24 protein-coding genes are annotated in these 22976 nt (G+C 64.8%); 15 read left to right on the top strand and 9 right to left on the bottom strand.

The features are described from left to right. Positions 1-7 precede the first annotated feature (7 nt). The gene (locus ACFWO3_RS12965) at positions 8-1051 is read left to right on the top strand and encodes a glycosyltransferase family 4 protein (protein WP_378578333.1); all 1044 of its coding nucleotides are present in this window, start codon (positions 8-10) and stop codon (positions 1049-1051) included. On the opposite strand, the gene ACFWO3_RS12960 is transcribed toward ACFWO3_RS12965, so the two are convergent. Beyond that, positions 1040-2131, bottom strand: a complete 1092-nt coding sequence (locus ACFWO3_RS12960) for a glycosyltransferase family 4 protein (RefSeq protein ID WP_378577939.1) — start codon at positions 2129-2131, stop codon at positions 1040-1042. The two genes, ACFWO3_RS12965 and ACFWO3_RS12960, sit on opposite strands and share 12 nt — an antisense overlap. Before the next feature lie 56 nt (positions 2132-2187). Between ACFWO3_RS12960 and ACFWO3_RS12955 the strand changes: the two genes are divergently transcribed. After that, positions 2188-2766: a hypothetical protein gene (locus tag ACFWO3_RS12955; protein WP_378577936.1), complete on the top strand. Its 579-nt coding sequence runs from the start codon at positions 2188-2190 to the stop codon at positions 2764-2766. Here the strand turns inward: ACFWO3_RS12955 and ACFWO3_RS12950 are convergent. Next, positions 2736-4385 (bottom strand): hypothetical protein, encoded by a 1650-nt coding sequence (locus ACFWO3_RS12950; protein WP_378577934.1) that lies wholly within the window; start codon positions 4383-4385, stop codon positions 2736-2738. The genes ACFWO3_RS12955 and ACFWO3_RS12950 overlap by 31 nt on opposite strands. 146 nt (positions 4386-4531) lie before the next feature. On the opposite strand from ACFWO3_RS12950, the gene ACFWO3_RS12945 reads away from it, so the two are divergent. The 9 genes from ACFWO3_RS12945 to ACFWO3_RS12905 all read left to right on the top strand — a co-directional run bounded on the left by ACFWO3_RS12945 (position 4532) and on the right by ACFWO3_RS12905 (position 15459). Then, a complete protein-coding gene (locus tag ACFWO3_RS12945; protein WP_378577932.1) occupies positions 4532-5083 on the top strand; it encodes a YdcF family protein in 552 nt (183 codons plus the stop codon). A 107-nt stretch (positions 5084-5190) separates the two neighbouring features. Then, entirely contained in the window at positions 5191-6345 is a 1155-nt protein-coding gene (locus ACFWO3_RS12940) for an acyl-CoA dehydrogenase family protein (protein ID WP_378577930.1), read from the top strand. 212 nt (positions 6346-6557) lie between these two features. Next, complete coding sequence (mfd, locus tag ACFWO3_RS12935) at positions 6558-10136, top strand: transcription-repair coupling factor (protein ID WP_378578331.1); 3579 nt, start codon at positions 6558-6560, stop codon at positions 10134-10136. Positions 10137-10140: 4 nt separating this feature from the next. Beyond that, the gene (locus ACFWO3_RS12930) at positions 10141-10983 is read left to right on the top strand and encodes a MazG family protein (RefSeq protein WP_378577928.1); all 843 of its coding nucleotides are present in this window, start codon (positions 10141-10143) and stop codon (positions 10981-10983) included. Positions 10984-11060: 77 nt separating this feature from the next. Continuing rightward, the gene (locus ACFWO3_RS12925; RefSeq protein WP_378577926.1) at positions 11061-11789 is read left to right on the top strand and encodes a lytic transglycosylase domain-containing protein; all 729 of its coding nucleotides are present in this window, start codon (positions 11061-11063) and stop codon (positions 11787-11789) included. Between the two features lie 162 nt (positions 11790-11951). Further along, on the top strand, positions 11952-13238 hold the full coding sequence (gene eno / locus ACFWO3_RS12920) for a phosphopyruvate hydratase (RefSeq protein WP_378577924.1): 1287 nt from the start codon (positions 11952-11954) through the stop codon (positions 13236-13238). An 18-nt stretch (positions 13239-13256) separates the two neighbouring features. After that, a complete protein-coding gene (locus ACFWO3_RS12915; RefSeq protein ID WP_378577922.1) occupies positions 13257-13976 on the top strand; it encodes a septum formation initiator family protein in 720 nt (239 codons plus the stop codon). Continuing rightward, positions 13973-14515, top strand: a complete 543-nt coding sequence (locus tag ACFWO3_RS12910; protein ID WP_378577920.1) for a DUF501 domain-containing protein — start codon at positions 13973-13975, stop codon at positions 14513-14515. The genes ACFWO3_RS12915 and ACFWO3_RS12910 overlap by 4 nt, the downstream gene beginning before the upstream one ends. Then, complete coding sequence (locus ACFWO3_RS12905; RefSeq protein ID WP_378577918.1) at positions 14512-15459, top strand: exopolyphosphatase; 948 nt, start codon at positions 14512-14514, stop codon at positions 15457-15459. Before ACFWO3_RS12910 ends, ACFWO3_RS12905 begins: the two co-directional genes overlap by 4 nt. Before the next feature lie 49 nt (positions 15460-15508). On the opposite strand, the gene amaP is transcribed toward ACFWO3_RS12905, so the two are convergent. From amaP to ACFWO3_RS12870, 7 genes are read right to left on the bottom strand one after another with little or no spacing between them, the layout of a single operon-like run. Continuing rightward, the gene (gene amaP / locus ACFWO3_RS12900) at positions 15509-16081 is read right to left on the bottom strand and encodes an alkaline shock response membrane anchor protein AmaP (RefSeq protein ID WP_378577916.1); all 573 of its coding nucleotides are present in this window, start codon (positions 16079-16081) and stop codon (positions 15509-15511) included. Next, a complete protein-coding gene (locus ACFWO3_RS12895; protein WP_378577914.1) occupies positions 16081-16680 on the bottom strand; it encodes a DUF6286 domain-containing protein in 600 nt (199 codons plus the stop codon). Before ACFWO3_RS12895 ends, amaP begins: the two co-directional genes overlap by 1 nt. Next, the gene (locus ACFWO3_RS12890; protein ID WP_378577912.1) at positions 16677-17081 is read right to left on the bottom strand and encodes an Asp23/Gls24 family envelope stress response protein; all 405 of its coding nucleotides are present in this window, start codon (positions 17079-17081) and stop codon (positions 16677-16679) included. The genes ACFWO3_RS12895 and ACFWO3_RS12890 overlap by 4 nt, the downstream gene beginning before the upstream one ends. Beyond that, on the bottom strand, positions 17074-17253 hold the full coding sequence (locus ACFWO3_RS12885) for a hypothetical protein (protein WP_378577910.1): 180 nt from the start codon (positions 17251-17253) through the stop codon (positions 17074-17076). Before ACFWO3_RS12885 ends, ACFWO3_RS12890 begins: the two co-directional genes overlap by 8 nt. A 56-nt stretch (positions 17254-17309) precedes the next feature. Further along, positions 17310-17591 carry a hypothetical protein gene (locus ACFWO3_RS12880; protein WP_378577908.1) on the bottom strand — a complete coding sequence of 94 codons (282 nt, stop codon included), beginning with the start codon at positions 17589-17591 and terminating at the stop codon, positions 17310-17312. Next, the gene (locus ACFWO3_RS12875) at positions 17588-17899 is read right to left on the bottom strand and encodes a hypothetical protein (protein ID WP_378577906.1); all 312 of its coding nucleotides are present in this window, start codon (positions 17897-17899) and stop codon (positions 17588-17590) included. The genes ACFWO3_RS12880 and ACFWO3_RS12875 overlap by 4 nt, the downstream gene beginning before the upstream one ends. Before the next feature lie 43 nt (positions 17900-17942). Next, on the bottom strand, positions 17943-18407 hold the full coding sequence (locus tag ACFWO3_RS12870) for an Asp23/Gls24 family envelope stress response protein (protein WP_378577904.1): 465 nt from the start codon (positions 18405-18407) through the stop codon (positions 17943-17945). A gap of 231 nt (positions 18408-18638) precedes the next feature. Between ACFWO3_RS12870 and ACFWO3_RS12865 the strand changes: the two genes are divergently transcribed. The 4 genes from ACFWO3_RS12865 (at position 18639) to ACFWO3_RS12850 (ending at position 22792) form a co-directional block, all read left to right on the top strand. Then, positions 18639-19877, top strand: coding sequence for a sensor histidine kinase (locus ACFWO3_RS12865; protein ID WP_378577902.1), 1239 nt, complete (start codon positions 18639-18641; stop codon positions 19875-19877). After that, complete coding sequence (locus ACFWO3_RS12860) at positions 19874-20548, top strand: response regulator (protein ID WP_378577900.1); 675 nt, start codon at positions 19874-19876, stop codon at positions 20546-20548. The genes ACFWO3_RS12865 and ACFWO3_RS12860 overlap by 4 nt, the downstream gene beginning before the upstream one ends. Positions 20549-20657: 109 nt before the next feature. After that, positions 20658-21419 carry an ABC transporter ATP-binding protein gene (locus ACFWO3_RS12855; protein ID WP_378577898.1) on the top strand — a complete coding sequence of 254 codons (762 nt, stop codon included), beginning with the start codon at positions 20658-20660 and terminating at the stop codon, positions 21417-21419. Then, positions 21416-22792 carry an FtsX-like permease family protein gene (locus ACFWO3_RS12850; RefSeq protein ID WP_378577896.1) on the top strand — a complete coding sequence of 459 codons (1377 nt, stop codon included), beginning with the start codon at positions 21416-21418 and terminating at the stop codon, positions 22790-22792. Before ACFWO3_RS12855 ends, ACFWO3_RS12850 begins: the two co-directional genes overlap by 4 nt. The last annotated feature ends 184 nt before the right edge of the window (positions 22793-22976 follow it).

Genomic DNA, 22976 nt, shown 5'->3' with positions numbered 1-22976 from the left:
TCTACGCGTGTTGTGGCTGTCACCGTGGATGCGACCCCTTGCCCGTGTGCAGGTCGAAGTCCTCCGCGAACTCGGTGTGAACGTGAAATTGGTGACCACGAACCAACATCCCGAGGCGGACGGATCACGAGACTACGAGCTGGTCCTGGATGCTCGCCCGAAGGTCCCGAGAACCTGGAAGCCCTTCGCCGGGGCGGTGGCCGAGGCGCGCAGGTTCGGCCCGGACGTTGTCGTCACCGAGCTGGTCAGAGATCCACGCTGGTTGGCATTCGGAGCGCTGGCCCCACGGATTCAGGTCGTTCACGACGACTTGCCACACGATGCGTCGGAGTTGCGGCCACGTTGGGAAGAGCGTGTCTTCGATACCTGGGGTTCTTCTGCGCGGGCGACCGTCACCTTCAGCGACTACGTAGGCAACGCGGTGCGGGCGCGGCGAGTGCGAGGTGCCGGCGGCGACGTCCGGGTGGTCCCGTTGACCAGTGACGTCACCGACGCGCGAGTGCCTGCAGTCGTTGGCCGGGAGGAGCGGCGCGACATGGTGCTCGTTGGCCGGCTCAACCCGTACAAGAATCTCGAAGTGGTGTTCGATGCCTGGGCCGAGCACACGCGTGGGTCGCACTGGCAGGGCGACGAACTGGTCATGATCGGCCCCGGCGACGTTCGCGGCCCACTTCCAGACCATGTGCGTTGGATTCGTGGTCCCTACACCTACTCCGACGTGCTGCCGATCCTGGCGCGGGCGAAGGCATCGCTCGTTCACTACCGGAGAGCATCGCAGAGTGGTGTGCAGGTCTTGTCGATGCAGTTGGGGGTCGTTCCGATCGCATCGAACTGCGGTGCCTTGCCCGAGTTTCAACCGACCGGCGGCCCCGTGGTGGACCGGGACGACGTGTCCGGACTGGCCGCTGCTTTCGACGTGTACGCCGACCCGGTCGTGGCCGCCGAGGGCGGACAACGCGCGCGGGCGCACTACGAAGCCGTCTACTCGGCGAAATCAGCGGCCGCGGCGTGGTTGGAGGTGATCGGTGATGTCGTCGGATCAACGAGCTGACCGGTCCCCGTACAGGGCGGTCCACACACGGGCGATTTCCGCGTACCAGGAGTCCAGATCGAAGTTTTCTGCCTGCTCACGCGCATTGCGGGCCAGAGTGCGGCGGGCATCGTCATCGGTCACGAGTGTCGTGACGGCACGCGTGAGCGCGTCGATGTCGCTGGGCTCGACCAACACGCCGTTGCGTCCGGGTGTGATCACCTCGCCGATGCTGCCCACCGCAGTGGTGATCGGGGCGAGACCGTGACCCATCGCTTCCAACAGTGCCATGGGCAGACCTTCCTGGTAGCTCGGCAGGACGAATATCTGTGCCGCCGAGAGAAGTTCGTCGGCGTCCTCTGCCGACAACCATCCGGGCACGGTGACGACATTCGAGATCCCCGCGGCCTCGATCGCTGCCTCGACTTCGCCGATCTCCCCGTCTCCGCACATCGAGACCCGGATACGTTCCGTGACAGAGGGTTCCAGCATGGCAAGGGCGCGCACGAGATCGTAGGAGCCTTTCCGCTCGCCGAGGCGTCCGAGAGTGACGATGTGCACGACCTCGAGGTCGACCTGCTCGGACACCCGGTTCGGGAGGCGTACCGGGTTGTACAGCACGCCCACTCGATCCCGCGGTATGCGAAGGCGATCCGAGTACTCGTCGGCCAGTTCGTCGCCGAGAACGAGCCAGCGATCGGCGCGCAGGCCCATGCGAACGAGTCTCGCGACGGGATCCGCCAGGGAGTCGAACCAACCGACGAAGTCGTAGCTGTGGCCGTGCACCACCGTCGAGACTCTGCGTCGTCGAGCTGCCATGAGAGGCAGGGACTTCCGCAGCACACTTCCGCCGTGCGCGAGGTGTACGTGAACGACGTCCACCCTGCCGCGCAAGATCGTCCACACCGCGGTGAGGGTGCCGACAATTCCTGTTCGTATCTTGGCGGTCCGAGATCCATCGACGTAGGTCGGTACCGCGCGCACTACGAACCGTTCGTCCGGGTGCTCGATCATCAATCTCGAGACCGTGGCCATTCCGCCGCGGCTGTTCGCACCGGCCGGCGCGGGGCCGATCACCAGCACCGAGATTGTTTTGGGCATGAAATGAGTGTACGGGGTCGGTTTCGGCCGGTCAGGTCCGTGCACAGGGGGTCGATATGAGTATCGAATCGTTTCTTCTGGTCACCACCTTGGTGGTCGTCGAGCTGGTACGGCGGGCGTTGCGCGCCGGATTTCGCCCACATCGAGGTTGGGCGAAGGTGCTCGGGCCGGTGCCGACCACACGTGGCTCGGTCGAATTGCGGCCACCACGGCGACTGCGGGACCGGTGGTCCGCCGTCCGAGGTGATTCGTACCCGTACCGCGTGTACTTGGACGGGCGAATGCGGGGCACGGTCAGGCTGCTCCTCGATCGCGGCACCGACACTGCCCACGTCGTCTTCGGAGACAGGTTTCCTCGGAGCGACGTCGACGTCGTTCGTGCGGTGGTCGTGATGGCGATGGAACGCCTGACGTCGTCCGAGCCGTGGGTTCGCCGGACTTCGACCGCGGTGCTCGCCGAGGATCATCCTGTGCGTGCTGCCTTGGTATCGCTGAACTTCGCGCACGAAGGCATGACTCCAGGCCATGTGGACGACGAGTTCGGAATGCGGCGTGAACTGTGGGCCCACGTCCGCTCCACCTCACACGGGTCCGTGCGGCACGATCATCCGATGTCGAATTCGCCGACGCGATAGCTGCCGTCGGGTCCTCGGCCGGACATCGCCAATTGCATCGGTGGGTAGTTCACCGTGTGGGTGGCCGAGGGCTTGTGCTCGTCCCATTCGACGGTGACGACGACCGTGTATCTGCCCGGTTTCAGGTTCGTGGTGGGAAACACGATTCTTTCGGTCGTGACGGCGGGGATGGGTGTCTCCCGGTCGTTGCCGGCGGTCCGGGTAGCCACCAGATTGTTCAGCGACGTCTTCGCGGGGACGACTCCTACGGCGGCGCCGGATTCGTCGCGGACCGTGAAGTTCGCCTTCCAACGGTCATGTGTCGCAGCACTCCCGAGGTTCTTCCAGGTCACCTCGAGTTCGCCGGGTCCGAGTGTGCGACCGTGTGCGGCGTATCGATAACCGGAGAGGGTGAATGTCCGTGCGAGTCCTTCGTACAGCGCCGGGGGCATGGGTTCGTCGGGCAGCTGATCCGGGAATCCCGTGCTCGCGACCAGCGACACGTGGTTGGACACCACCTCCCGTAGAGCGAACGTGTAATAGTCCTCGGCTTTCACGTCGCTGGGCTTCCGACACCATTCCGTCAGCACCGGTGCGACGGCATAGCGGTCCAGTAGGTCGCCGATGATCGGGTCGGCACGTTCGACGTACTTCGAATACGGGTTGACGGCCCACGTCGGAACGACCCCGTACACCCCGAGGCAGTCCGACCGCAGGCCCACGAGGTGATCGACAACGGCCAGTTCCGGGCTGTCCCGAAGCAGAAGTTTCGTGATCGCCGGATTGCCCGCCGCCGTGACGATTCTGGTGTGGGGAAACGCCCGGAGATTGGCAGACACCAACTGTTCGGCGGCCCGCTGAGTGAGTGTCTGGTCCGCGTACTGGCTGTAGTACCCGAGTGCGGCCTCACTGTCCTCAGGTGCGGGCCCGGGGGCGCCGAGGTGGTCGCGGAGAACGGCGACATGATTCTCGCTGAAGTCGCCGTACCCGGACATCTCGAATACGGCGAGGCGCTCGTCGAGGTCGTATCGGCGTCCGAGCGCTGCAAGTAGCTCTGTGAAGTGTCCGAGGTAGTCGGGATGATTCCACTCCGGAACGATCTGCTTGACGCCGTCGTGAACGTATGACCGGGTGCTTCCTGGCAGTTCACGTAGCCAGTCCGGGACACCGATGTTGGTGGCGTTCTCGTAGACCTTCTCGCAGCACGAGTCGTACGAAGAGATCCGCAGCGCAGTTCGGATGCCTGCGTTTCCGTACACGTCGAGTGCTTCGTCGATCTTCGAGAAGTCGAACCGCTCCGTGTCCGGTGCGTCAGGGGGAATCGAACGGGGATCGCGGGGTTGCAGTGTGCGCCAGTCGAACCGTATTGCGGCGTCCCGGGTACCCGGCCAGTCCGGGTATCGAGCTTGTGCGGGATTCGCCTGGGGAAACAATTCGGTGCCGATGTTGGCGAACTGGCCGCGTTGGGGGTTGATCAGGTCCGGTGCGGTCAGTGGTGTCATGGGCCAGTGTGGTTCTTCGGCACGCGGTCCGACGCCGACCCATCCGGAGGCGCACAGGATTGCGGTGAGGGCAACCACGGTGGCCGCGCGTGCCCAGCCGTGTTTGCGCCCGGTGAAACGCAACGCATGTCGGCTCACGGCCCATCCCTTCGGGGCTCCGTTCGGTTGCACGGCACCGTGAAACGCGATTGGACCGTAAAACAAGGAGCAAGTATCCGGAAGGAGATAGTAACGGGACCGAGGTCTGCTTCGCTGTTCGAGGTTCGGTATCTAGTCTCGAACACATGCACGCGAGAACCCGAGGCCGAATCAGGAGACGCGTTCTCGTCGCACTGGTACTCGTGGCCGCTGGTCTCGTGATGGCTGCGGGTTGGCCCGTGTACGTCCGTCCGCATGTGGACCCGCCCGAGCAGGCAGACGCGATCTTCGTGCTCGGGGGGGACGACGCCCAGCGACGCGAGTCGTTGGCCCTGCAGCTGGCCGAGGACGGTTTCGCGCCCCGAGTGGTCTTCTCCGACCCGTATCGAGGAGACAAGCACCTGGAGCGAATCTGTCGTGGGACGTACGCATTCGAGGTGAGCTGCTTCCGGCCCGACCCCGTGACAACTCGAGGCGAAGCCCGGGAGCTGCGAGATCTGGCCCGGGCCGAGGGGTGGGACCGTGTCATCGTGGTTACCTACGACCCGCATGTCTCCAGAGCCCGTGACATCGTCGAAGAGTGCTGGTCCGGTGAGGTTCTCATGGTGTCCAGCGGGTCCGTGTCCGTTGCCGCGACAGCGTGGAACTACATGTACCAGAGCGCGGGTTACGTGCGTTCGGTGTTCCAGGGCTGCTGACGAACGTCGAAGAATGTTGGCTGTGCGGTAACGGCGACCACCTGTCGGCGCGATATCCCTACGACGCAACCACGTGCGTCCGATATCCAGGCGCTTGGGGGAGTGACATGAGCGACTACGAGGAGATCGTGCGGCCGGATGGGGGATTCGCGCGTATTTCCGGTGCGCAACGGGGTGTCGGCCAGGTCGCAGAGATGGCAGGAGCGTGGGCGCAGGACGTCGACGCCCGATCACGCTTCCCGCGGGAGGCAGTTGCGGCCATGCGCGAGCACCAGCTGTTGACATGTGCATTTCCGCGATATCGCGGCGGGTACGGCATGACTCTGAGTGAGGTTGCCGCGGCGGTGCGGACGATCAGCAACCGATGTGCGGCGAGCGGAATGGTCTTCGCTCTCCACAACACCCAGGTGTTCACCCTGCTCCGACACGCTCCGGGTCCCGAGTTCGACCAGTTTCTCGGTGAAATGCTCGAACGGCAGTACCTGCTGACTGCGGCGTACTCCGAGTTCGCGAGAGGGGCGGGGGTCATCGACGATCGCAACGGTTTCCTCGACCTCACGAAACACGCCCGAATGGTTGCATACGCCGAATACTGCGACGCGATCCTCGCGAGCGCGCGGCCGGCCACCCTCGGGAAATCGGCTGGTCAGGTTCTCGCCGTGTGCAGAAGACAGAACCTCACGCTCGAACGTACGTCGGACTGGGACGTCCTGGGCTTGCGCGGCGTGCGTGCCCCCAGTTTCGTAATACGTGCGACCGGGAGCCGAGATCTTGTGATCCCGACCCCGTACGCGCGAGCGTTCACGGAGACCGTGCGCCCCGTCGCCCACACGCTGTGGGCAGCCGTGTGCCTCGGAATCGTCGATGCTGCTTTGGCCAAGGCAACGCGTTTCATTGCCGCAGGGGAAGCAGGAACGGTGCCCGAGCGCCGCGAGAGTCGTTTGCGATTGTCCGACGCGGAAGCGGTGAGGACGGAGTTCGCCGAGCTCGTCGACCGGGCCGCCGACAGATACGACGAGAGCGTGTGCCGTAGCGTCCCCGAGCCGGGATCACTCGGTTCGGTGGCCGAATCGCTCGAGGTCGACAACCTCGAGGTGATGGCCTCGCGATTCGTCGTCGACGTCGTCGGATCCGCACTGACGATCTGCGGGGTGGAGGGCTACCGCAAAAACGGGGACTTCTCGGCCGAACGGCACGTTCGAGATGCGCACGGAGTTGCCCTGCTCATGAACAACTACCGGATCGTCACAGATCCCGTGTAACCGGCGGTGTCGGCCGAATCGACTACCCTGGGTCAGTCCGCCACCGGCCGCCTCGAGTGGTCCGAGCTGTTCGTCACCACGCTGTTCGTCACCACGCTGTTCGTCATCACGCTGTTCGTCATCACTGCTCAGGAGTGTTTCGCTTGTCTTCACCGTCCGCCGTCGGATCGCACTCGGCCGATACTCCACTCGCGGGCCTGGCATCGGTCGCGATGGAAGACGCCGTGATGGGTGCGGTGATCGAGCGGATCGGCGCACCCGAACTGGACATCGTCGCGCCTGGTTCGGCTCGCTCCTTCCTCGCTGCCGCGCTCGCGGCACGAACACAGTTGTTGCTGGTCACGGCCACCGGACGGGAAGCCGACGATCTGACTGCCGAACTGCGGGAGATGATCGGTGGTGGCGTCGCACAGTTCCCTTCGTGGGAGACGCTGCCGCACGAGAGGCTGTCGCCCAGCGCAGATACGGTCGGACGCCGACTGGAGGTGCTGCGGCGTCTCGCGCGGCCGGACGACGAACTGTACGGCGAACCGCTCCGAGTCGTCGTCACGACGGTTCGTTCGCTGGTCCAGCCGATGGCGCCTGGTCTCGGCGACATCGAGCCGGTCGTACTGCGCGTGGGAACGGAGACCGATTTCGACGGTCTGATCCAGCGGTTGGTAGAAATGGCCTATACCCGGGTGGACATGGTCGGCAAGCGTGGTGAGTTCGCGGTACGCGGCGGAATTCTCGACCTGTTCCCACCCACTGCGGACCACCCGGTGCGTGCGGAGTTCTTCGGCGACGAGGTCACCGAACTGAGAGCGTTCTCCGTCGCCGACCAGAGGTCCCTACCGGAGCTCGATCAGAACACCGTCGTCGCTCCGCCTTGTCGTGAACTGTTGCTCACAGAGGATGTGCGAGACCGGGCGGCCCGTCTCGCCGAGGACAATCCCGCAGACGCTGCGCTGGTCGAGATGTTGGACAAGATGTCGGGCGGGATCCCGGTCGAGGGCATGGAAGCGTTGCTTCCGGTGCTGCGTCCGGGACGGCTGCAGCTGCTCACCGAAGTGATGCCCGACGGCGCACACGTGGTCCTCTGCGATCCCGAGAAGATCCGCACCCGTGCAACGGATTTGGTGCGTACCGGGCAGGAGTTCCTGGAGGCGTCGTGGACGGCGGCGTCGATCGGTGGGGCGGCACCGTTGGACACTTCCGTACTGAAGGGTGACGGTATCGACCTCGGTGCGTCCGCCTACCGTTCGCTGCGGCAGATTCACGAGGCAGCGGAAGCCGCGGGTCGGCCGTGGTGGACCGTGAGTCCCCTGGCGTCGGGCAGCGGTGATCAGCTCGAGTTGGCGCTGCAAGCGGCGCCGCAGGTGCGAGGCTCGGAAGAACTGTTGTCGGAGTTGTTCGTCAGTCTGCGCGCCCACGTCACCACCGGCGGGCGGGCCGCTGTGGTCGTGGCCGGTTCCGGAACGGCGCACCGCATCCTCGAGCGTCTTCGCGAGGCGGAGGTGCCGGCCGCGGAGCTTCCGGCGGGTCAGCGTCCGCCCCGCGGGCAGGTGGGGGTCCTGTGCGGTTCCCTACACGACGGCATCGTCCTACCGGGCGACGACTCGATACCGGGCCTCGTCGTCGTCACCGAGGCCGACCTCACCGGTAATCGAGTTGCCGCGGTCGGTGACGGTAAACGGCTGCCGGCCAAGCGTCGTAATCAGGTCGATCCGCTGGCCCTGGCCGCCGGCGACATGGTGGTGCACGATCAGCATGGCATCGGTCGATTCGTGGAGATGGTGGAACGCACCATCGGTGGTGCCCGGCGCGAGTATCTCGTCATCGAGTACGCCGCGAGCAAGCGTGGCCATCCTGGCGACCGGTTGTTCGTCCCGATGGAGTCTCTCGATCAACTCTCGCGCTACGTGGGAGGCGAACTTCCCGCACTCAGCAAGCTGGGCGGATCGGACTGGGCCAACACGAAGCGCAAGGCGCGCAAGGCGGTTCGTGAGATCGCAGGCGAACTCGTGCAACTCTACGCAGCCCGCCAGGCGGCCCCCGGGCATGCGTTCGGGCAGGACAGCCCGTGGCAGAAGGAGATGGAGGACGCGTTCGCGTTCACCGAGACACAGGATCAGCTCACGGTCATCTCCGAGGTCAAGGCGGACATGGAGAAGGCCGTTCCCATGGACCGCGTCGTCATCGGCGACGTCGGCTACGGCAAGACCGAAATCGCGGTGCGTGCCGCGTTCAAAGCGGTGCAGGACGGGAAGCAGGTGGCGGTGCTTGTGCCGACCACGCTTCTCGCACAGCAGCATCTACAGACATTCACCGAACGTATGGCGTCGTTCCCCGTAAAGGTTCGCGGACTGTCGCGATTCACCGATCCGGGCGAGTCCAAGGAGATCGTCGACAGGATGGCCGACGGCGAGATCGACATCGTCGTCGGCACGCACCGGCTGTTGCAGACCGGGGTTCGGTGGAAAGACCTCGGTCTGGTGATCGTCGACGAGGAGCAGCGCTTCGGCGTCGAGCACAAGGAGCACATCAAGGCGTTGCGTACGCACGTGGACGTGCTCACGATGTCGGCTACCCCGATTCCCCGTACACTCGAGATGAGCATGGCGGGCATCCGTGAGATGTCCACGATTCTCACCCCACCGGAAGAGCGGCACCCCATCCTCACCTACGTGGGCGCATACGCGGACAAGCAGGTAGCCGCGGCCATTCGGCGTGAACTGTTGCGCGACGGCCAGGTGTTCTACGTTCACAATCGGGTCAGTTCGATCGACAAGGCGGCCAAGAAGATTCGTGAGCTCGTTCCAGAGGCTCGCGTCGTCGTCGCGCACGGCCAGATGAACGAGGACCGCCTCGAAAAGACGGTTCAGGGTTTCTGGGAACGGGAGTTCGACGTTCTCGTCTGTACCACCATCATCGAGACCGGTCTGGACATATCCAATGCCAACACCCTGATCGTCGAGCGTGCCGACTCGTTGGGCCTGTCGCAGTTGCACCAGTTGCGTGGTCGAGTGGGCCGTAGTCGTGATCGCGGTTACGCCTACTTCCTGTATCCGCCCGAGAAGCCGCTCACGGAAACTGCTTACGACCGCCTGGCAACCATTTCGCAGAACTCCGACCTCGGCGCCGGTATGGCGGTGGCCATGAAGGACCTCGAAATCCGCGGTGCCGGAAACGTTCTGGGTGCCGAACAGTCCGGGCACGTGGCGGGTGTCGGCTTCGACCTGTACGTGCGACTGGTCGGTGAAGCAGTCGAAGCCTTCCGTGCGGCGGCCGACGGGCGTCCGATCACCACCGACGACACCCCGAAAGAGGTGCGGATCGACCTTCCGGTGGACGCGCACATACCTCCGGACTACGTCACCAGTGATCGGCTGCGCCTCGAGGGCTACCGCAAGTTGGCGGCCGCGACGGATCACGACGGAATCGGTGCGGTCGTGGACGAGTTGGTGGACCGTTACGGTCCACTGCCGGAGGAGGTACGCCGCCTGATCTCGGTCGCAAAGTTGCGTCTGCTCGCCCGCGAGTACGGAGTCGAGGAGATCGCCGTGGTGGGCACCCAGATCAAGATTTCGCCGATGGAGTTGCCGGACTCGAAGCAGATGCGGCTCAAACGCATCTATCCGAGCGCTCAGTATCGCGCCACGACCGGGATGGTGCAGTTGCCGCTGCCTCGGTCCGGCACGGGTGGTGTGGGCGCCGACCGCGTACGCGATGTCGAACTTCTCCAATACATCGCCAACCTGATCCTTGCGATGGACGGCCGGGCCGCCGACGCGGTCGTCATGGAGGTGTGAGGAGATGCCGGTGATACTGCTCGACCCGCGTAGGCCGTCGTTGATCCCACTGCAGGCAATCGGCCTCGTGGATGCGGGGGTGCGGTTCACCGAGGAAGTGCCGGAGGCCACTCGCATGCACCTGCCCGAGGTAGCCGGCTCCGATGTGCTCGTGTCCACCGACCGCGAGCACGAGTCCGTACGTCGACGCATCGAGTCAGGGGACACGGTGATCGCCGTTCCGACGGTGCCCGGAGACGACCTGTCCGAAGCTGTCGAGGTGATGGATCGGCTGTGGAGCTACCGCGGCTGGGAAGTCACCCAGACGCACAAGTCGCTGGCGCATTACCTGGTCGAGGAGACCTACGAAGTGGTCGACGCCATCGAGGTGGACGACGCCGATGCACTCCGAGAGGAACTGGGTGATCTGCTGTTGCAGGTTCTCTTCCATTCTCGGATTGCGGCAGCGAACGGCCGCTTCGACGTGGACGACGTGGCGTCGACGCTCGTCGCGAAGCTGGTACATCGCAGTCCGCACCTCGCCGACGACGTGGTCGGTCCGATCGACATCGCTGAGCAGGAGCGCGCTTGGGAGGCCCGCAAGGCCGCCGAGAAGGCTCGCACTTCGACCATGGACGGGATTGCCGTGAGTCAGCCGGCTGTCGGTCTTGCCCGCAAGGTGATCGACCGCGCCGGTCTGCCGGAGGATTCCGTTCCCGACCAGGTGTCAGCGGGTATCGCGGCAGTGGCGGAGGCCGAGGGTCGATTGCGTACAGCTGTCACCGCGCTTATGGACAGCATTCGCGCCGCCGAGAAGGCGGCTGCTCGGGAACGCGAAGAGTCGGAATGGCGCGGCCACTTGTCTTGACCATTTCTTTGGCGAGCATCGAGTGAGCCTTGTCTCGATCCTGATTCGACGCTCGCAGAGTGTGGATGATGGAGGTCGTGCCCCGAAAGCTTGTCGCAGCCGTAGTCGTTGCTGTGGCCGCCGCGAGCTTCGCAGCTTGTGCCGAGCGCACGCCACCGATCGACGTCCCGGCAGGAATCCCGCCCGGCACCGGGGCACCCCTTCCACCGATCGACGTCGAAGCGCCGGGACGTTCCGCCGACCAATTGCACGTGTGGGCACAGGAGCAGGACGCAGCGCTCGGGATCGGCACCACAGCGCTCGAGGCGTACGGATATGCGGCGGCCGTGATGGCGACATCGCGACCGGGATGCGGTATCGGATGGACGACGTTGGCCGGTATCGGTGGCGTCGAAAGTCGGCACGGCACGCACGGCGGCGCATATGTCGCAGCGGAAGGCCGTGTCGATCCCGTCATCCGAGGTATTCCACTCGACGGCGGGCCGGGCGTCGCCGAGATACCCGACACCGACGGCGGAGAATTCGACGGCGACCCGGTCCAGGACCGCGCGATGGGGCCGATGCAGTTCATTCCGGAAACCTGGAAGCGGTGGGGTGTCGATGCCAACGGAGACGGGTTCGTCGACCCTGACAACATCGACGACGCAACCCTCACGGCAGCCCGCTACCTGTGCGAACGTGGGGGAGACCTCACCACGGCGGAAGGCTGGCACAACGCCCTGATGGCGTACAACCTGTCCGGTGTGTACCTGGGCCAGGTCCGGGACAGAGCCTCGTCCTATTCGGTGGGAGTGCCCGCCGACTGATCCCGTGTCGAGGGTGGACGAGGGCGCGTCGGTGACGACGGGCACCGCACTCCGGTTAGGCTGTGTGCTGGCACGACCCGAGCCCAGGTAGGAGACTCGGCCGTCCACGCGACCCCGAGCGGTCGATGCCCAGTGCGAAGCCCATCGAAGGAGAACCACAAAGTGGCCATTATTGAGCAGGTCGGCGCCCGCGAGATTCTCGATTCCCGCGGTAACCCCACGGTGGAAGTCGAGGTTCTCCTGGACGACGGCACCTTTGCACGCGCGGCCGTTCCTTCCGGCGCCTCCACCGGTGAGCACGAGGCCGTCGAACTTCGTGACGGCGGAGACCGCTACAACGGCAAGGGCGTCGAGAAGGCCGTCGAGTCCGTCCTCGGTGAGATCGCGCCTGCCATCATCGGCTTGGACGCCACCGAGCAGCGGACCGTCGACCAGGCTTTGCTCGACGCCGACGGCACGGCCGACAAGTCCCGTCTCGGTGCGAACGCCCTTCTCGGTGTGTCGCTGGCCGTTGCGCGGGCGGGTGCCGATTCTTCGGGACTCGACCTCTTCCGCTATGTCGGCGGTCCGAACGCCCACATCCTCCCGGTCCCGATGATGAACATCCTCAACGGTGGCGCGCACGCGGACACCGGCGTGGACGTCCAGGAGTTCATGGTGGCGCCCGTCGGCGCCTCGAGCTTCAAGGAGTCGCTGCGCTGGGGCGCCGAGGTCTACCACGCTCTCAAGGCCGTTCTGAAGGAGAAAGGTCTCTCGACCGGCCTCGGTGACGAGGGTGGTTTCGCTCCGGACGTCGCAGGCACCAAGGAAGCTCTCGACCTGATCGCCACGGCGGTCGCGAAGACGGGGCTGAAGCTGGGTAGCGATGTCGCGTTGGCACTCGACGTCGCAGCCACCGAGTTCTACACGAAGGGCACCGGCTACAAGTTCGAGGGCGAGAACCGCACTGCCGAACAGATGGCGAAGTTCTACTCCGAACTGGTCGACGCCTACCCGCTCGTCTCCATCGAGGATCCGCTCGACGAAGACGACTGGGACGGCTGGGTCGAGCTCACCAACAGCATCGGCGACAAGGTCCAGCTGGTCGGCGACGACCTGTTCGTGACCAACCCGGACCGCCTCGAAGAAGGCATCGTCAAGGGCGCTGCGAACGCTCTTCTGGTCAAGGTCAACCAGATCGGCACCCTGACCGAGACCCTCGATGCGGTCGATCTCGCGCACCGCAACGGGTACAAGACGATGATGAGCCACCGTTCCGGCGAGACCGAGGACACCACCATCGCCGACCTCGCAGTTGCCGTCGGCAGTGGTCAGATCAAGACCGGTGCCCCCGCGCGCTCCGAGCGTGTCGCCAAGTACAACCAGTTGCTGCGTATCGAGGAGAACCTCGGTGACGCGGCACGGTATGCGGGAGAGGTTGCGTTCCCGCGGTTCGCTTTCGACAGCTGATGTGGAGCTGATCTTCCAGTGGCACAACGCGGTACACCGCGATCACCCGGCGGTCCGGGTGGTCGCGGTTCCGGCCGTCCGGAGCGGAGCCGCCGCACGCGCGGCGTCACCTCGGGCGGTGCACGCTCACCCCGAAAGTCGAAGTCGGCCGCCGGTGATGCGCGGGCAGATGCGGTTGATCCTGCCGAGGCCGGCACTGTTCTCCCGGGACGGGCGAAGCCGCGGAAGGTCGACGCGAAACCGAAGTCCAAGAATCTAGCGCCCGAACACACCATTCTCGGACTCTCCACCGGCCGAGCCCTGATCCTCGCGGTGGTCGTTCTGGTCCTCGCACTCACACTCGCAGTCCCGTTGCGCAACTACATGACCCAGCGCGGCGAAGCCGAGCGAGTGGCCGCGGAACGAGTCGAGCTCGAAACGCAACTCGCCGAACTGCGGATACTCGAGGAGCGCTACACCGATCCCGCTTACGTCGAGGCGCAGGCACGTCAGCGTTTGCGGTTCGTCAAACCAGGGGACACCCCGTTCCAGGTGCAACTCCCCGGTGACTACAAGGAACCGGTCAGGCCGGAAGAGGAAGACGAGAAGCTTCCCGGACCGTGGTATCGGGATCTGTGGAAGACGATTTCGGAACCACAGCCCGTGCCGGCCCCGCCGGAGCCTCCGCTACCAGGGCCTGCCGCGCCGCCGGGACCGGAAATTCCACCACCCCTCGAACCAGGAGAACCCGCCGGGTGACACATCCATCCGAATCCAGCAATGTTGCGCCCGAAGATCTCGCGGCTGTCGCTGCCCAGTTGGGCCGCGAACCCCGTGGTGTTCTCGCGATTGCCTATCGCTCTCCGGACGGACTACCCGGGGTCGTGAAGACGGCTCCGAAGCTGCCCGACGGAACTCCGTTCCCCACGCTCTACTACCTGACGGATCCGCGGTTGACAGCAGAGGCAAGTCGGCAGGAATCGGCAGGGGTGATGAAGGAAATGACCGAGCGGCTCGGCTCCGATTCCGATCTGGCTGCTGCGTACACCTCGGCGCACGAGGCGTACCTCGCCGAACGTGATGCCATCGAATCGCTCGGTACCGACTTCACCGGTGGTGGAATGCCCGACCGTGTGAAATGTCTGCACGTGTTGATGGCTCACTCCCTTGCCAAGGGGCCCGGTGTGAACCCTCTCGGTGACGAATCCGTGGTACTCGCTGCGCGAGCGGCCGGCGGCAAACTACGCGGCACGGCGATTCCGGCGGACTGGCCGGGTATCGATGAGGGTCAGGAATGACCCGGGTCGCCGCCGTCGACTGCGGAACCAATTCGATACGGCTTCTCATCGCAGACGTGGACGAGCAGCGGAACCTCACAGACGTACGTCGCGAAATGCGCGTCGTACGGCTCGGGCAGGGCGTGGACGCTACCGGGGCGTTCGCACCGGAAGCCATCGAACGCACCAGAGTGGCTCTGAGCGAGTACGCCGACATGATCCGTGACAGCGGCGCCACCGCGATTCGCATGGTCGCCACGTCCGCCACCAGAGATGCCGCGAACCGTGAGGACTTCTTCGCGATGACGCGCGAGGTTCTGGGGGCGGTCGTGTCCGGCGCCGAGGCGGAGGTCATCACGGGAGACGAGGAAGCTCACCTCTCGTTCGCGGGAGCGGTGGGTGAGCTCAGCGCAGCCGAGGGGCCGTACATCGTGGTGGACCTGGGAGGCGGTTCGACCGAGGTTGTTCTGGGCGACGCGAATGGAGTGGAGGGCGCGCGCTCTGCGGACATCGGCTGCGTGCGGCTCACGGAACGTTGCCTGCACGACGACCCGCCGACTGCCGAGCAGGTCGAGGCGGCCCGAGCCTTCGCATCTGCGCAGCTTGCCACGACCTTCGCCAAGGTCGACATCGACAAGGCACGGACGTGGGTCGGTGTGGCAGGCACCATGACGACACTTGCGGCCATTGCGAAGAACCTTCCCGAGTACGACGCCGACCAGGTGCACCTCTCGCGGATTCCGCTGGAAGGTGTGCACGAGGTCTGTAGTCGACTTCTCGCGATGACTCATGAGGACCGAGCCGCTTTGGGGCCCATGCATCCTGGCCGAGTCGACGTGATCGGTGGGGGAGCGATAGTCACCGAGGTGCTTGCCGAAACATTCGCCGCTCGTGCGGGGATCACCGAACTGGTCGTGAGCGAACACGACATCCTCGACGGGATCGCCCTCTCCATCCCCCTGTGAGTGGTTGACGAGTCCCTGGACTCGTCAACCACTCACAGGCGCGGAGCGCTTAGACCACGCGGCTGCCCGCGTCGTGACGGGCCTTGTCGAAGTGGATGGTGGTTCTGGTTGCGACGGAGTCGGTTCCGAGCATCTGCGCGAAATCGGCGCACACCTCGTCGATCCGCTCGGTCACGCGCCGCAGATCGGCAGCAGTGTCGAGGGTGACCGACAGATCGACTGTGCGGGTACCGCGGTCGACGATCGACTTGGCCTTCGCGCTGTGCACGCCGGGGCTCGCCTCGAGCGCCCGTGCAGCACCATCCGCGACCGAACCGATGTCCGCGACGAGTGCACCTTCGCTGCCGCTCCCTGCCAGTTGAAGACTCTTCGCCTTCGACGCCGGTGAGTGCGCGAACAGCCATCTGAGCGCGAGCAGAATCAGGACGACGCCACCGATTCCGGCGGCCCATCCCCACCACGGCGACTCCGTTGCGTTCACCAGCCACGGAGCGGTGATCGTTTCGGGCTTGTTCGAGAAGAGTGAGGTGTTCCAGATCAACGCACCCGCTCCGACGGCGACGAGCACCAGGCCGATCAGGAGTGCGAGGAGGCGGTCGAAGAATGCAGCAGAGCGGCTCATCAGCGACCTCCCGACTTCGTGCGGACAGTGATCTTCGGCGGGGACTTCAACCCCGAGAGCGCTTCCCGGACGGCTTCGGCAATGCCGATCTTGATCGTGGCGGTGTCTGCCCCGGTCACGTTGGAGGCCACGACGACCTTCTTTCGCGACGCCGTGGTGCGCGTGGACATCACACCCGACACGGGTTCCGTTGCGACAGAGGAGATGCGAGCAACGTCGGCAGGCGGGATCCACACGCTAGTCTGGGCGTCCACCGGGATCGCCGTCTTGCGACGTGGTTTGAGGGCCGCGATCAAGAACCAGAGGCCGACGATCACTGCAGCGATTCCGGCCGGGATCATCCAGTTGGCGAAGGTGAGTCCGTCGATCCAGTTGGCGGCCGTCTTCGTCCACATTTCGCCGTCGAGCCAGCCGGCGGCGACGAACGCGTCACGGATGCCGACGATTCCCGCTGCCAGCAGGCCGAGCGACAGGATGGCGCCTACGAGTCCTGCGGCCGGTGCGGCAACGGGTTGACGTCCAGCTGCGGGATACACCTTTGGTGCCGAGTCCTCGGCGCGGGGGGCGCCTTCGGTGTCAGCGGCGGTATCGCTCGTCATTGGATGTTCCTTCCCGTGTCCTCGCCACTGGGGGAGACGACACTCGGGATAGACACGTCTACGCCGTCCACATTGAGCCCGGCGTAGTCGGACAGGGCGGACGCGACGTTGCTGCGGACGGCATCGCCCACTCGGGGAAGGGAATTGGGCCATTCCACCGCGACATCGACGTGCGCCCGCACGCGGTCGCCGGCGATATAGACACGAGCACGCGGAAGGTCGCGTCCGGTCAGCTTTGCGAGGCCTGCCGAATGCTTCTCGACGCCAGGGGTGTCGAGCGCAGCCTTGGTGGCGAGCTTCTGGGCAACTTTGTCGCGAATGACGAGGGTGCCGCGATCGCCGGAATCCGGGGTGGCGGTCGCTTCACCCGAGATGTCGGGCGAGGCTTCGTGGTTACCCACGACCGCGTCCACGCAGGATAGTGGTGACGTCGAAGTCGCCGTCCCGCTGTCCGCCGAGGGCGAATCCGATCAAGCCGAGCACCAAGGCGATCAGGAAACCGGTGAATCCGCCTGCCGCCGCAGCAACTCCGAGAAGGAGTCCCGCGAACAGGCCGAGTGTGGAAGTCTTCATTCTATCCTCCGATTATCTTTGGCCGAGAATTGTGTCGCGGTCACGAGATGGATGGCTCAGAGAGTGATATATCGATTGGATCGACGCGGAAACTTCTTTCCGGCAACGCGATAGATACGTTTTGCCGTGCGCAGTGCATTCGCCTTCTTGCTGTGGCTGATGGTGATCTCGACCGGATATCCATTTGTGGCCGACCCACCGAAGCGAGCATCGATCTCGGCGAAGGCGATTTCGAGTTCTTCTGCGCTGCCACCGACGTCCGGGTGAAGACACAGGGCCGCTGCCCGGCGCGCCGTTCGGCGGTCCGGGTAGTCGGCCCAGGGTCCGGATTCACTCATGCAGAGTCGAGTTCCTTCGTCGGTACGGGAACGACGTCGGCGATCGTGACGTCGACCTTGGTGCCGGTCAGATCGCCGATGACCTTCCGGATTCTCTGCGCCACATCGGCGACCGCGACATCGAAGTACACGGTGACGTGAACGTCCGTCGATGTCTCGTCGGTGCGCACCCCGGCCACTCGGCGGCCGGGCAGGTAGGTGCCCACTTCGCCGAAGGTGCCGCCGTGCAGACCCGCCACGCCGGGAACGTCGAGGACCGCTGCGGCGATCAGATCAGCAGGTTCTTCCATGCCTTCACCTCCGGCCATCAGTATCCTCCTCGGGTTCACAGAGTGTGGTGGTCACCGAATGTCACTGGACTCGTGAGGGTGCGGGCTCGTCCGCGGACTCGTCGTCGTCCGACTCGACGTGAACGTCGTGCACGGTCACGTTGACCTCGGTGACCTGGAGGCCGGTCATACGCTCGATCGCCGCGATCACGTTGCGGCGAATACCGGTGGCCAGATCGGCGATCGAGACGCCGTACTCGGCGACGATGTCGATGTCGACTGCTGCCTGCTTCTCGCCGACCTCGACGGAGACTCCCTGGGCGTGGTTGACACTGGCGCCCGGAATGCGTTCGCGGAGTGCACCGACGACGCGCGAGGCGCCGCCGCCCACGGCGTACACGCCGTTGACCTCACGGGTGGCGATGCCGGCGATCTTCGAGACCACGGTGTCGGCGATGGTTGTCTTGCCCTGCGAGCTCACGAGTGCGGAGCTGCTGGACGTGTCCTTCGAAACGTCGGAAGAAGTCGAGGATGTGGTGCTGGTCATGAGTCACTCCTTCTGGATGCGGCGAGATTCCGCGGTGTCGTATACGGACAACGTTGTATACGAACAACCGTACAGTCCGGCTCCTGAGCTATATCACGTATTTGATCGGCATGCAGTGTTTTAGCAGCGTATGCGTGCATTTGGCAACGATCGAGCAAACGGATGGATATGGAGTGCTTCTTTTCGTGCTGGAGCGGAATCCGCGGAGCTTCGTGAAGGTACGGTGTTGCCGTGTTTCGGACGATGGCGCGTTACCAGATCGCGACGGACGCCGTCTGGGCGGCACTGCTCGTGCTCTTGCTCGCGGCATCCGCCGCTACGGAGGAGCACAGCGGGTTCGCCCTCACCTCACTGTTCGGTTTCGCTGTAGCGCTCTTCCTGCGACGTTGGTCGCCTGCGCTGGCGTTGGCGACTGCCTGGGTGTTCGCGATCGTCCAGATGTTCGGTTCGCTGACCGTCCTTCCGGGTGACTTCGCGGTTCTCGTCGTCCTGTATTGCGTCGGCTCGTACGGCAATCGGATATTGCAACGAATCGGCCTGGCGTCGGCCTTCGTGGGGGGCGTGACGGCGGCTTCGTATCTGGTGTTCGTGTCCCGTGACGCCACCGCCGAGATCGCGGAAGCAGCCGATGGGGGCTGGCGGTCCGTACTTCCGCAGTTCGCCGTGATTCTCGTCGCCTCATGGGGGGTTCTCGGGCTCGCGTGGGCACTCGGCAGGCTCGCACAATCGCGGCGAACCGCTATCGAATCGCGCCATGCCAGGGAACTGGCCGAGCTCGAGCAATCCAAGGCGCAGCACGAGATTGCGGTCGAGCAGGAGCGGAACAGAATTGCCCGAGACATGCACGACATCGTGGCGCATTCGCTCGCGGTCGTGATTGCGCAGGCCGATGGAGCGCGGTACGCGCGGGACGTCGACCCCGAATCGACGGACGAGGCACTGCGCACCATCTCCGCCACGGCGCGGGAAGCTCTGGGCGATGTGCGAACCCTCCTCGGGCAGCTTCGACACACGCAGGCAGGCGAGCCCGCGCTCGGTGATGCCGACATCGACAGACTGGTGGAGCAGATGCGCGGCACGGGCCTGGACATCGAGTACGCCACCGATAGTAGGGCTACCGACATCGAGCAGCTGGGTGCGGCGCAGCAGCTTGCGTTGTACCGGATTGTTCAGGAGTCGCTGACCAATTCGTTGCGGCACGGAGCGCCGGGTGCACGGGTTCACCTCGATATCGAGTCCGATCGGGAGGGCGTACACGTGAACGTGCACAATCCGCTACGGCCAGGTTGGGCCGAGCACGCCGCCGATGCTTCACCAGGGCACGGTCTCGTCGGGATGCGGGAGCGGGCGGGATTGTCCGGCGGTATCTTCGCTGCCGCCCCCGAAGGCGATGCGTGGCGAGTCTCGGCGTGGCTGCCTGCCATGCCTCACAAACAGGAGAGTACCCCGCAGGAGGAATCGAACCAGTGACGTGTGACCGAATCAGAGTTGCGCTCGTCGACGACCAGAAGCTCTTTCGTGCCGGGGTGCGAATGTTGATCTCCTCCCAGCCCGACCTCGAGTTCGTCGGCGAAGCGGGCGACGGTCAGTCGGCAATCGAGCTCGCGCACCGCGAAAAGCCGGACGTGGTGCTCATGGACGTACGCATGCCCGTCCTCGACGGAATTGCGGCAACCGAAGCCATACTGACCAGGTTCGATGCGTACGGGGCCACTGCTCCTCGCATACTCGTTCTGACGACCTTCGACCTCGACGAAAGTGCCGCCCGCGCAATTCGTTCGGGCGCCAGCGGATTCGTCCTGAAGGACGCGGATCCGGAGTTTCTCCTCGCAGCGATTCGTACGGTGCACGCGGGCAATTCGGTGATCGCAGCCTCTGCGACGAAGCAACTGCTCGAACACTTCGTCCCGGTCGTCGAAGAACCAGTGACCCCGGCTGCGTTCGAGCGATTGACAGACCGCGAACGAGGAATCTTCCGGCTGGCAGCGAAGGGACTCAGCAACGCCGAGATCGCCGCATCCGAGTTCCTGAGCGAGGCAACGGTGAAGACCCACATCAGCCGCATCTTCACGAAGCTGGAAGTGCGCGATCGTGTGCAGTTGGTTGTGTACGCATTCGAGCACGACCTGACGGCCGGGTGACCGGCGAACCGCAGATGTAGGCGACCCGATCGAGGATCATCCTCGAGATGTACCCGGAGGCGACTCGCGCCCGATTCGCGGGACTGCCCGTGTTCATAACGTTTTCGGTATGAACAACACAGATCCTCGGGAGGCGTTCGTCGCCGGTGTGGCACACGTACGCAAGCAGTACGGCGACGCCACGAATCCCGTCACCGCACTCGACAATGTTTCGATCGGCATCCGGCGGCGTGAATTCACGGCGATCATGGGACCGTCCGGTTCTGGAAAATCGACTCTCATGCACGTAATGGCAGGTTTGGATTCGGTCACCTCCGGACGCGTGTGGCTCGGTGACGTCGATATCACGGCCTTGGGCGACGATGCGCTGACCCAGTTGAGGCGTCGTCACGTCGGGTTCGTGTTCCAGTCGTTCAATCTCGTGCCCACCCTGGACGTTCGCGGAAACATCATGCTTCCCTTCGAACTGGAGGGTCGAAGCCCGAGCGGCGACGAACGGCGATGGGTCGATCACCTGATCAGCTCCCTCGGCCTCGCAGGCCGTGTCGACCACCGCCCTCACCAATTGTCGGGCGGCCAGCAGCAGAGGGTGGCCGTCGCCCGCGCCCTCGGTAGCCGACCGCAATTGATCTTCGCCGACGAGCCCACAGGAAACCTCGACTCTCGATCCGGTCGAGAGGTGTTGTCGCTACTCGCCGCAGCAACACGCGAATACGGCCAGAGCATTGCCATGGTCACGCACGACCCGGTCGCCGCGAGCTACGCCGACCGCATCCTCTTCCTGGCCGACGGCCGGTTGGTCAACGAGATGCACCGTGCGACACCGGAACAGATCGCCTCGTACATGCTGGGAATGGAGCAGGTCGCATGAAGTCCGCAAAGTCCATGGGAACGCCACGCGAGCACGGGTCGACGATGCTGGTCGCGGGTTTGGCCGCCTCGTTCGGTGTCGGCCTGATTCAGGCGACGTCGCTCGTGTCGGACGTGTTCGCAGACGGCCTGGCGGGGACGAATCTGCTCTACTGCACGGCCATGGTGTTCGTCCTGTTGTCGATGTATGTGGCGGCAATCGTCACGGCCAACACGTTCGGCACCATCGTCGCCGGACGGACCCGCACCATCGCCCTCTTGCGGCTGATCGGCGCGAGCGCCCGCGAGATGCGGCGGTCGGTCGCCCGTGAAGGGTTGATGGTTGGCGCTGCGAGCGCCGTGGTCGGTCTCGTCGTCGGGATCACCGGCAGCGCGCTCGCGCGCACAATGGGTGTCGTGTCCGGCGTCCTTCCGGACGTCGACTACAGGATGGTCCACCCCCTGGTCCTTCTGCCTGCAGGAATCGTTGTCGTCACGACGTGGATCGCTGCCTACGTCGGATCCCGACGGGTTCTCGAAGTCACTCCGATTCAGGGGACGGGTCAGGCGGCGGACCCCACAGTCGGGGACCTACGGCACCGTACGACACGGGGCGTGGTGGCGGCGGTTCTTCTGGTCGGCGGCGCGCTGATGCTCGCCCTCGGCGTGCTGGTCGGGTTGGTTTCTCCGTTCGGCGTCGTGATTGCGTTCTTCGGCGGTGCGGCATCCTTCACCGGCATCCTCGTGGGCGCACACCGGATCATTCCGGGCACCCTTCGGTTGTCCGGCAACCTGTTCGGGCGTTCGCCGGCCGCGCGACTGGCGTCGGCCAACGCCCTTCGCTATCCGGAACGAAGTACTCGTACCGCGGTCGGACTCGTCATCGGAGTGACGTTGGTGGTGATGTTTGCGGTCGCCATGTCCACGTACGAGTCGATGCTCGTCGAGACGTTCAGCGAGGAAGAACTCGGTCGGGCGCTCACGATCACCACCGGCGTGCTCACGGGACTGGTCGGATTCTCCGGGGTAATAGCCGGCGTCGGCATGGTGAGCAACTTGTCGCTCAGTGTCCTGCAACGCACTCGTGAACTCGGGTTGCTGCGTGCTCTCGGATTCACCAGGAAGCAGTTGCGGTCGATGGTGGTGTTCGAGAGCGCGCAGATGGTGATCGCGTCGGTGGGGTTCGGGCTGGTCCTGGGCACCGCCTACGGGTGGGTGGCAGCTCAGTCACTTCTCGCGAGTGTGAGCGAGAAGGCGATTGTGGCACCGACAGTGCCCTGGATGCTGCTCGTGGCGACCGTGCTGAGTGCGGCGTTGCTGGCGTCGATTGCCTCACTTGCACCATCGCGGAGGGCAACGACCATTTCGCCCGTGGTCGCACTCGCTGAACTCTGACGGAAGACGTGAGGGGAGCCTGACCAATTGATATCGACCGCAGTTCCGCCCCCGGCCCCGACCAATGTCACACCGGTTCTGCTCGGCGCAACCGGTGATGCTCCTATGTTTCGTCAAGGGCGGGTTGGGGTGTCGTTCGGTGGGTCAGGAGTTGGTAGATCTCGCGGGCGACGGCGCGTTTGAG

The sequence above is a fragment of the Rhodococcus sp. NPDC058521 genome (assembly GCF_042719695.1).
Lineage (GTDB): Bacteria > Actinomycetota > Actinomycetes > Mycobacteriales > Mycobacteriaceae > Rhodococcus_F.
This window is presented reverse-complemented; position numbering and strand designations above follow the sequence as displayed.

Excerpts from the sequence above, each read along its gene's own strand:
- ACFWO3_RS12960 (WP_378577939.1), bottom strand. The coding sequence starts at position 2,131 with ATGCCCAAAACAATCTCGGTGCTGGTGATCGGCCCCGCGCCGGCCGGT.
- ACFWO3_RS12955 (WP_378577936.1), top strand. The coding sequence starts at position 2,188 with ATGAGTATCGAATCGTTTCTTCTGGTCACCACCTTGGTGGTCGTCGAG.
- ACFWO3_RS12945 (WP_378577932.1), top strand. The coding sequence starts at position 4,532 with ATGCACGCGAGAACCCGAGGCCGAATCAGGAGACGCGTTCTCGTCGCA.
- ACFWO3_RS12940 (WP_378577930.1), top strand. The coding sequence starts at position 5,191 with ATGAGCGACTACGAGGAGATCGTGCGGCCGGATGGGGGATTCGCGCGT.
- mfd (WP_378578331.1), top strand. The coding sequence starts at position 6,558 with ATGGAAGACGCCGTGATGGGTGCGGTGATCGAGCGGATCGGCGCACCC.
- ACFWO3_RS12930 (WP_378577928.1), top strand. The coding sequence starts at position 10,141 with ATGCCGGTGATACTGCTCGACCCGCGTAGGCCGTCGTTGATCCCACTG.
- ACFWO3_RS12905 (WP_378577918.1), top strand. The coding sequence starts at position 14,512 with ATGACCCGGGTCGCCGCCGTCGACTGCGGAACCAATTCGATACGGCTT.
- amaP (WP_378577916.1), bottom strand. The coding sequence starts at position 16,081 with ATGAGCCGCTCTGCTGCATTCTTCGACCGCCTCCTCGCACTCCTGATC.
- ACFWO3_RS12895 (WP_378577914.1), bottom strand. The coding sequence starts at position 16,680 with ATGACGAGCGATACCGCCGCTGACACCGAAGGCGCCCCCCGCGCCGAG.
- ACFWO3_RS12885 (WP_378577910.1), bottom strand. The coding sequence starts at position 17,253 with ATGAAGACTTCCACACTCGGCCTGTTCGCGGGACTCCTTCTCGGAGTT.
- ACFWO3_RS12880 (WP_378577908.1), bottom strand. The coding sequence starts at position 17,591 with ATGAGTGAATCCGGACCCTGGGCCGACTACCCGGACCGCCGAACGGCG.
- ACFWO3_RS12875 (WP_378577906.1), bottom strand. The coding sequence starts at position 17,899 with ATGGCCGGAGGTGAAGGCATGGAAGAACCTGCTGATCTGATCGCCGCA.
- ACFWO3_RS12870 (WP_378577904.1), bottom strand. The coding sequence starts at position 18,407 with ATGACCAGCACCACATCCTCGACTTCTTCCGACGTTTCGAAGGACACG.
- ACFWO3_RS12855 (WP_378577898.1), top strand. The coding sequence starts at position 20,658 with ATGAACAACACAGATCCTCGGGAGGCGTTCGTCGCCGGTGTGGCACAC.
- ACFWO3_RS12850 (WP_378577896.1), top strand. The coding sequence starts at position 21,416 with ATGAAGTCCGCAAAGTCCATGGGAACGCCACGCGAGCACGGGTCGACG.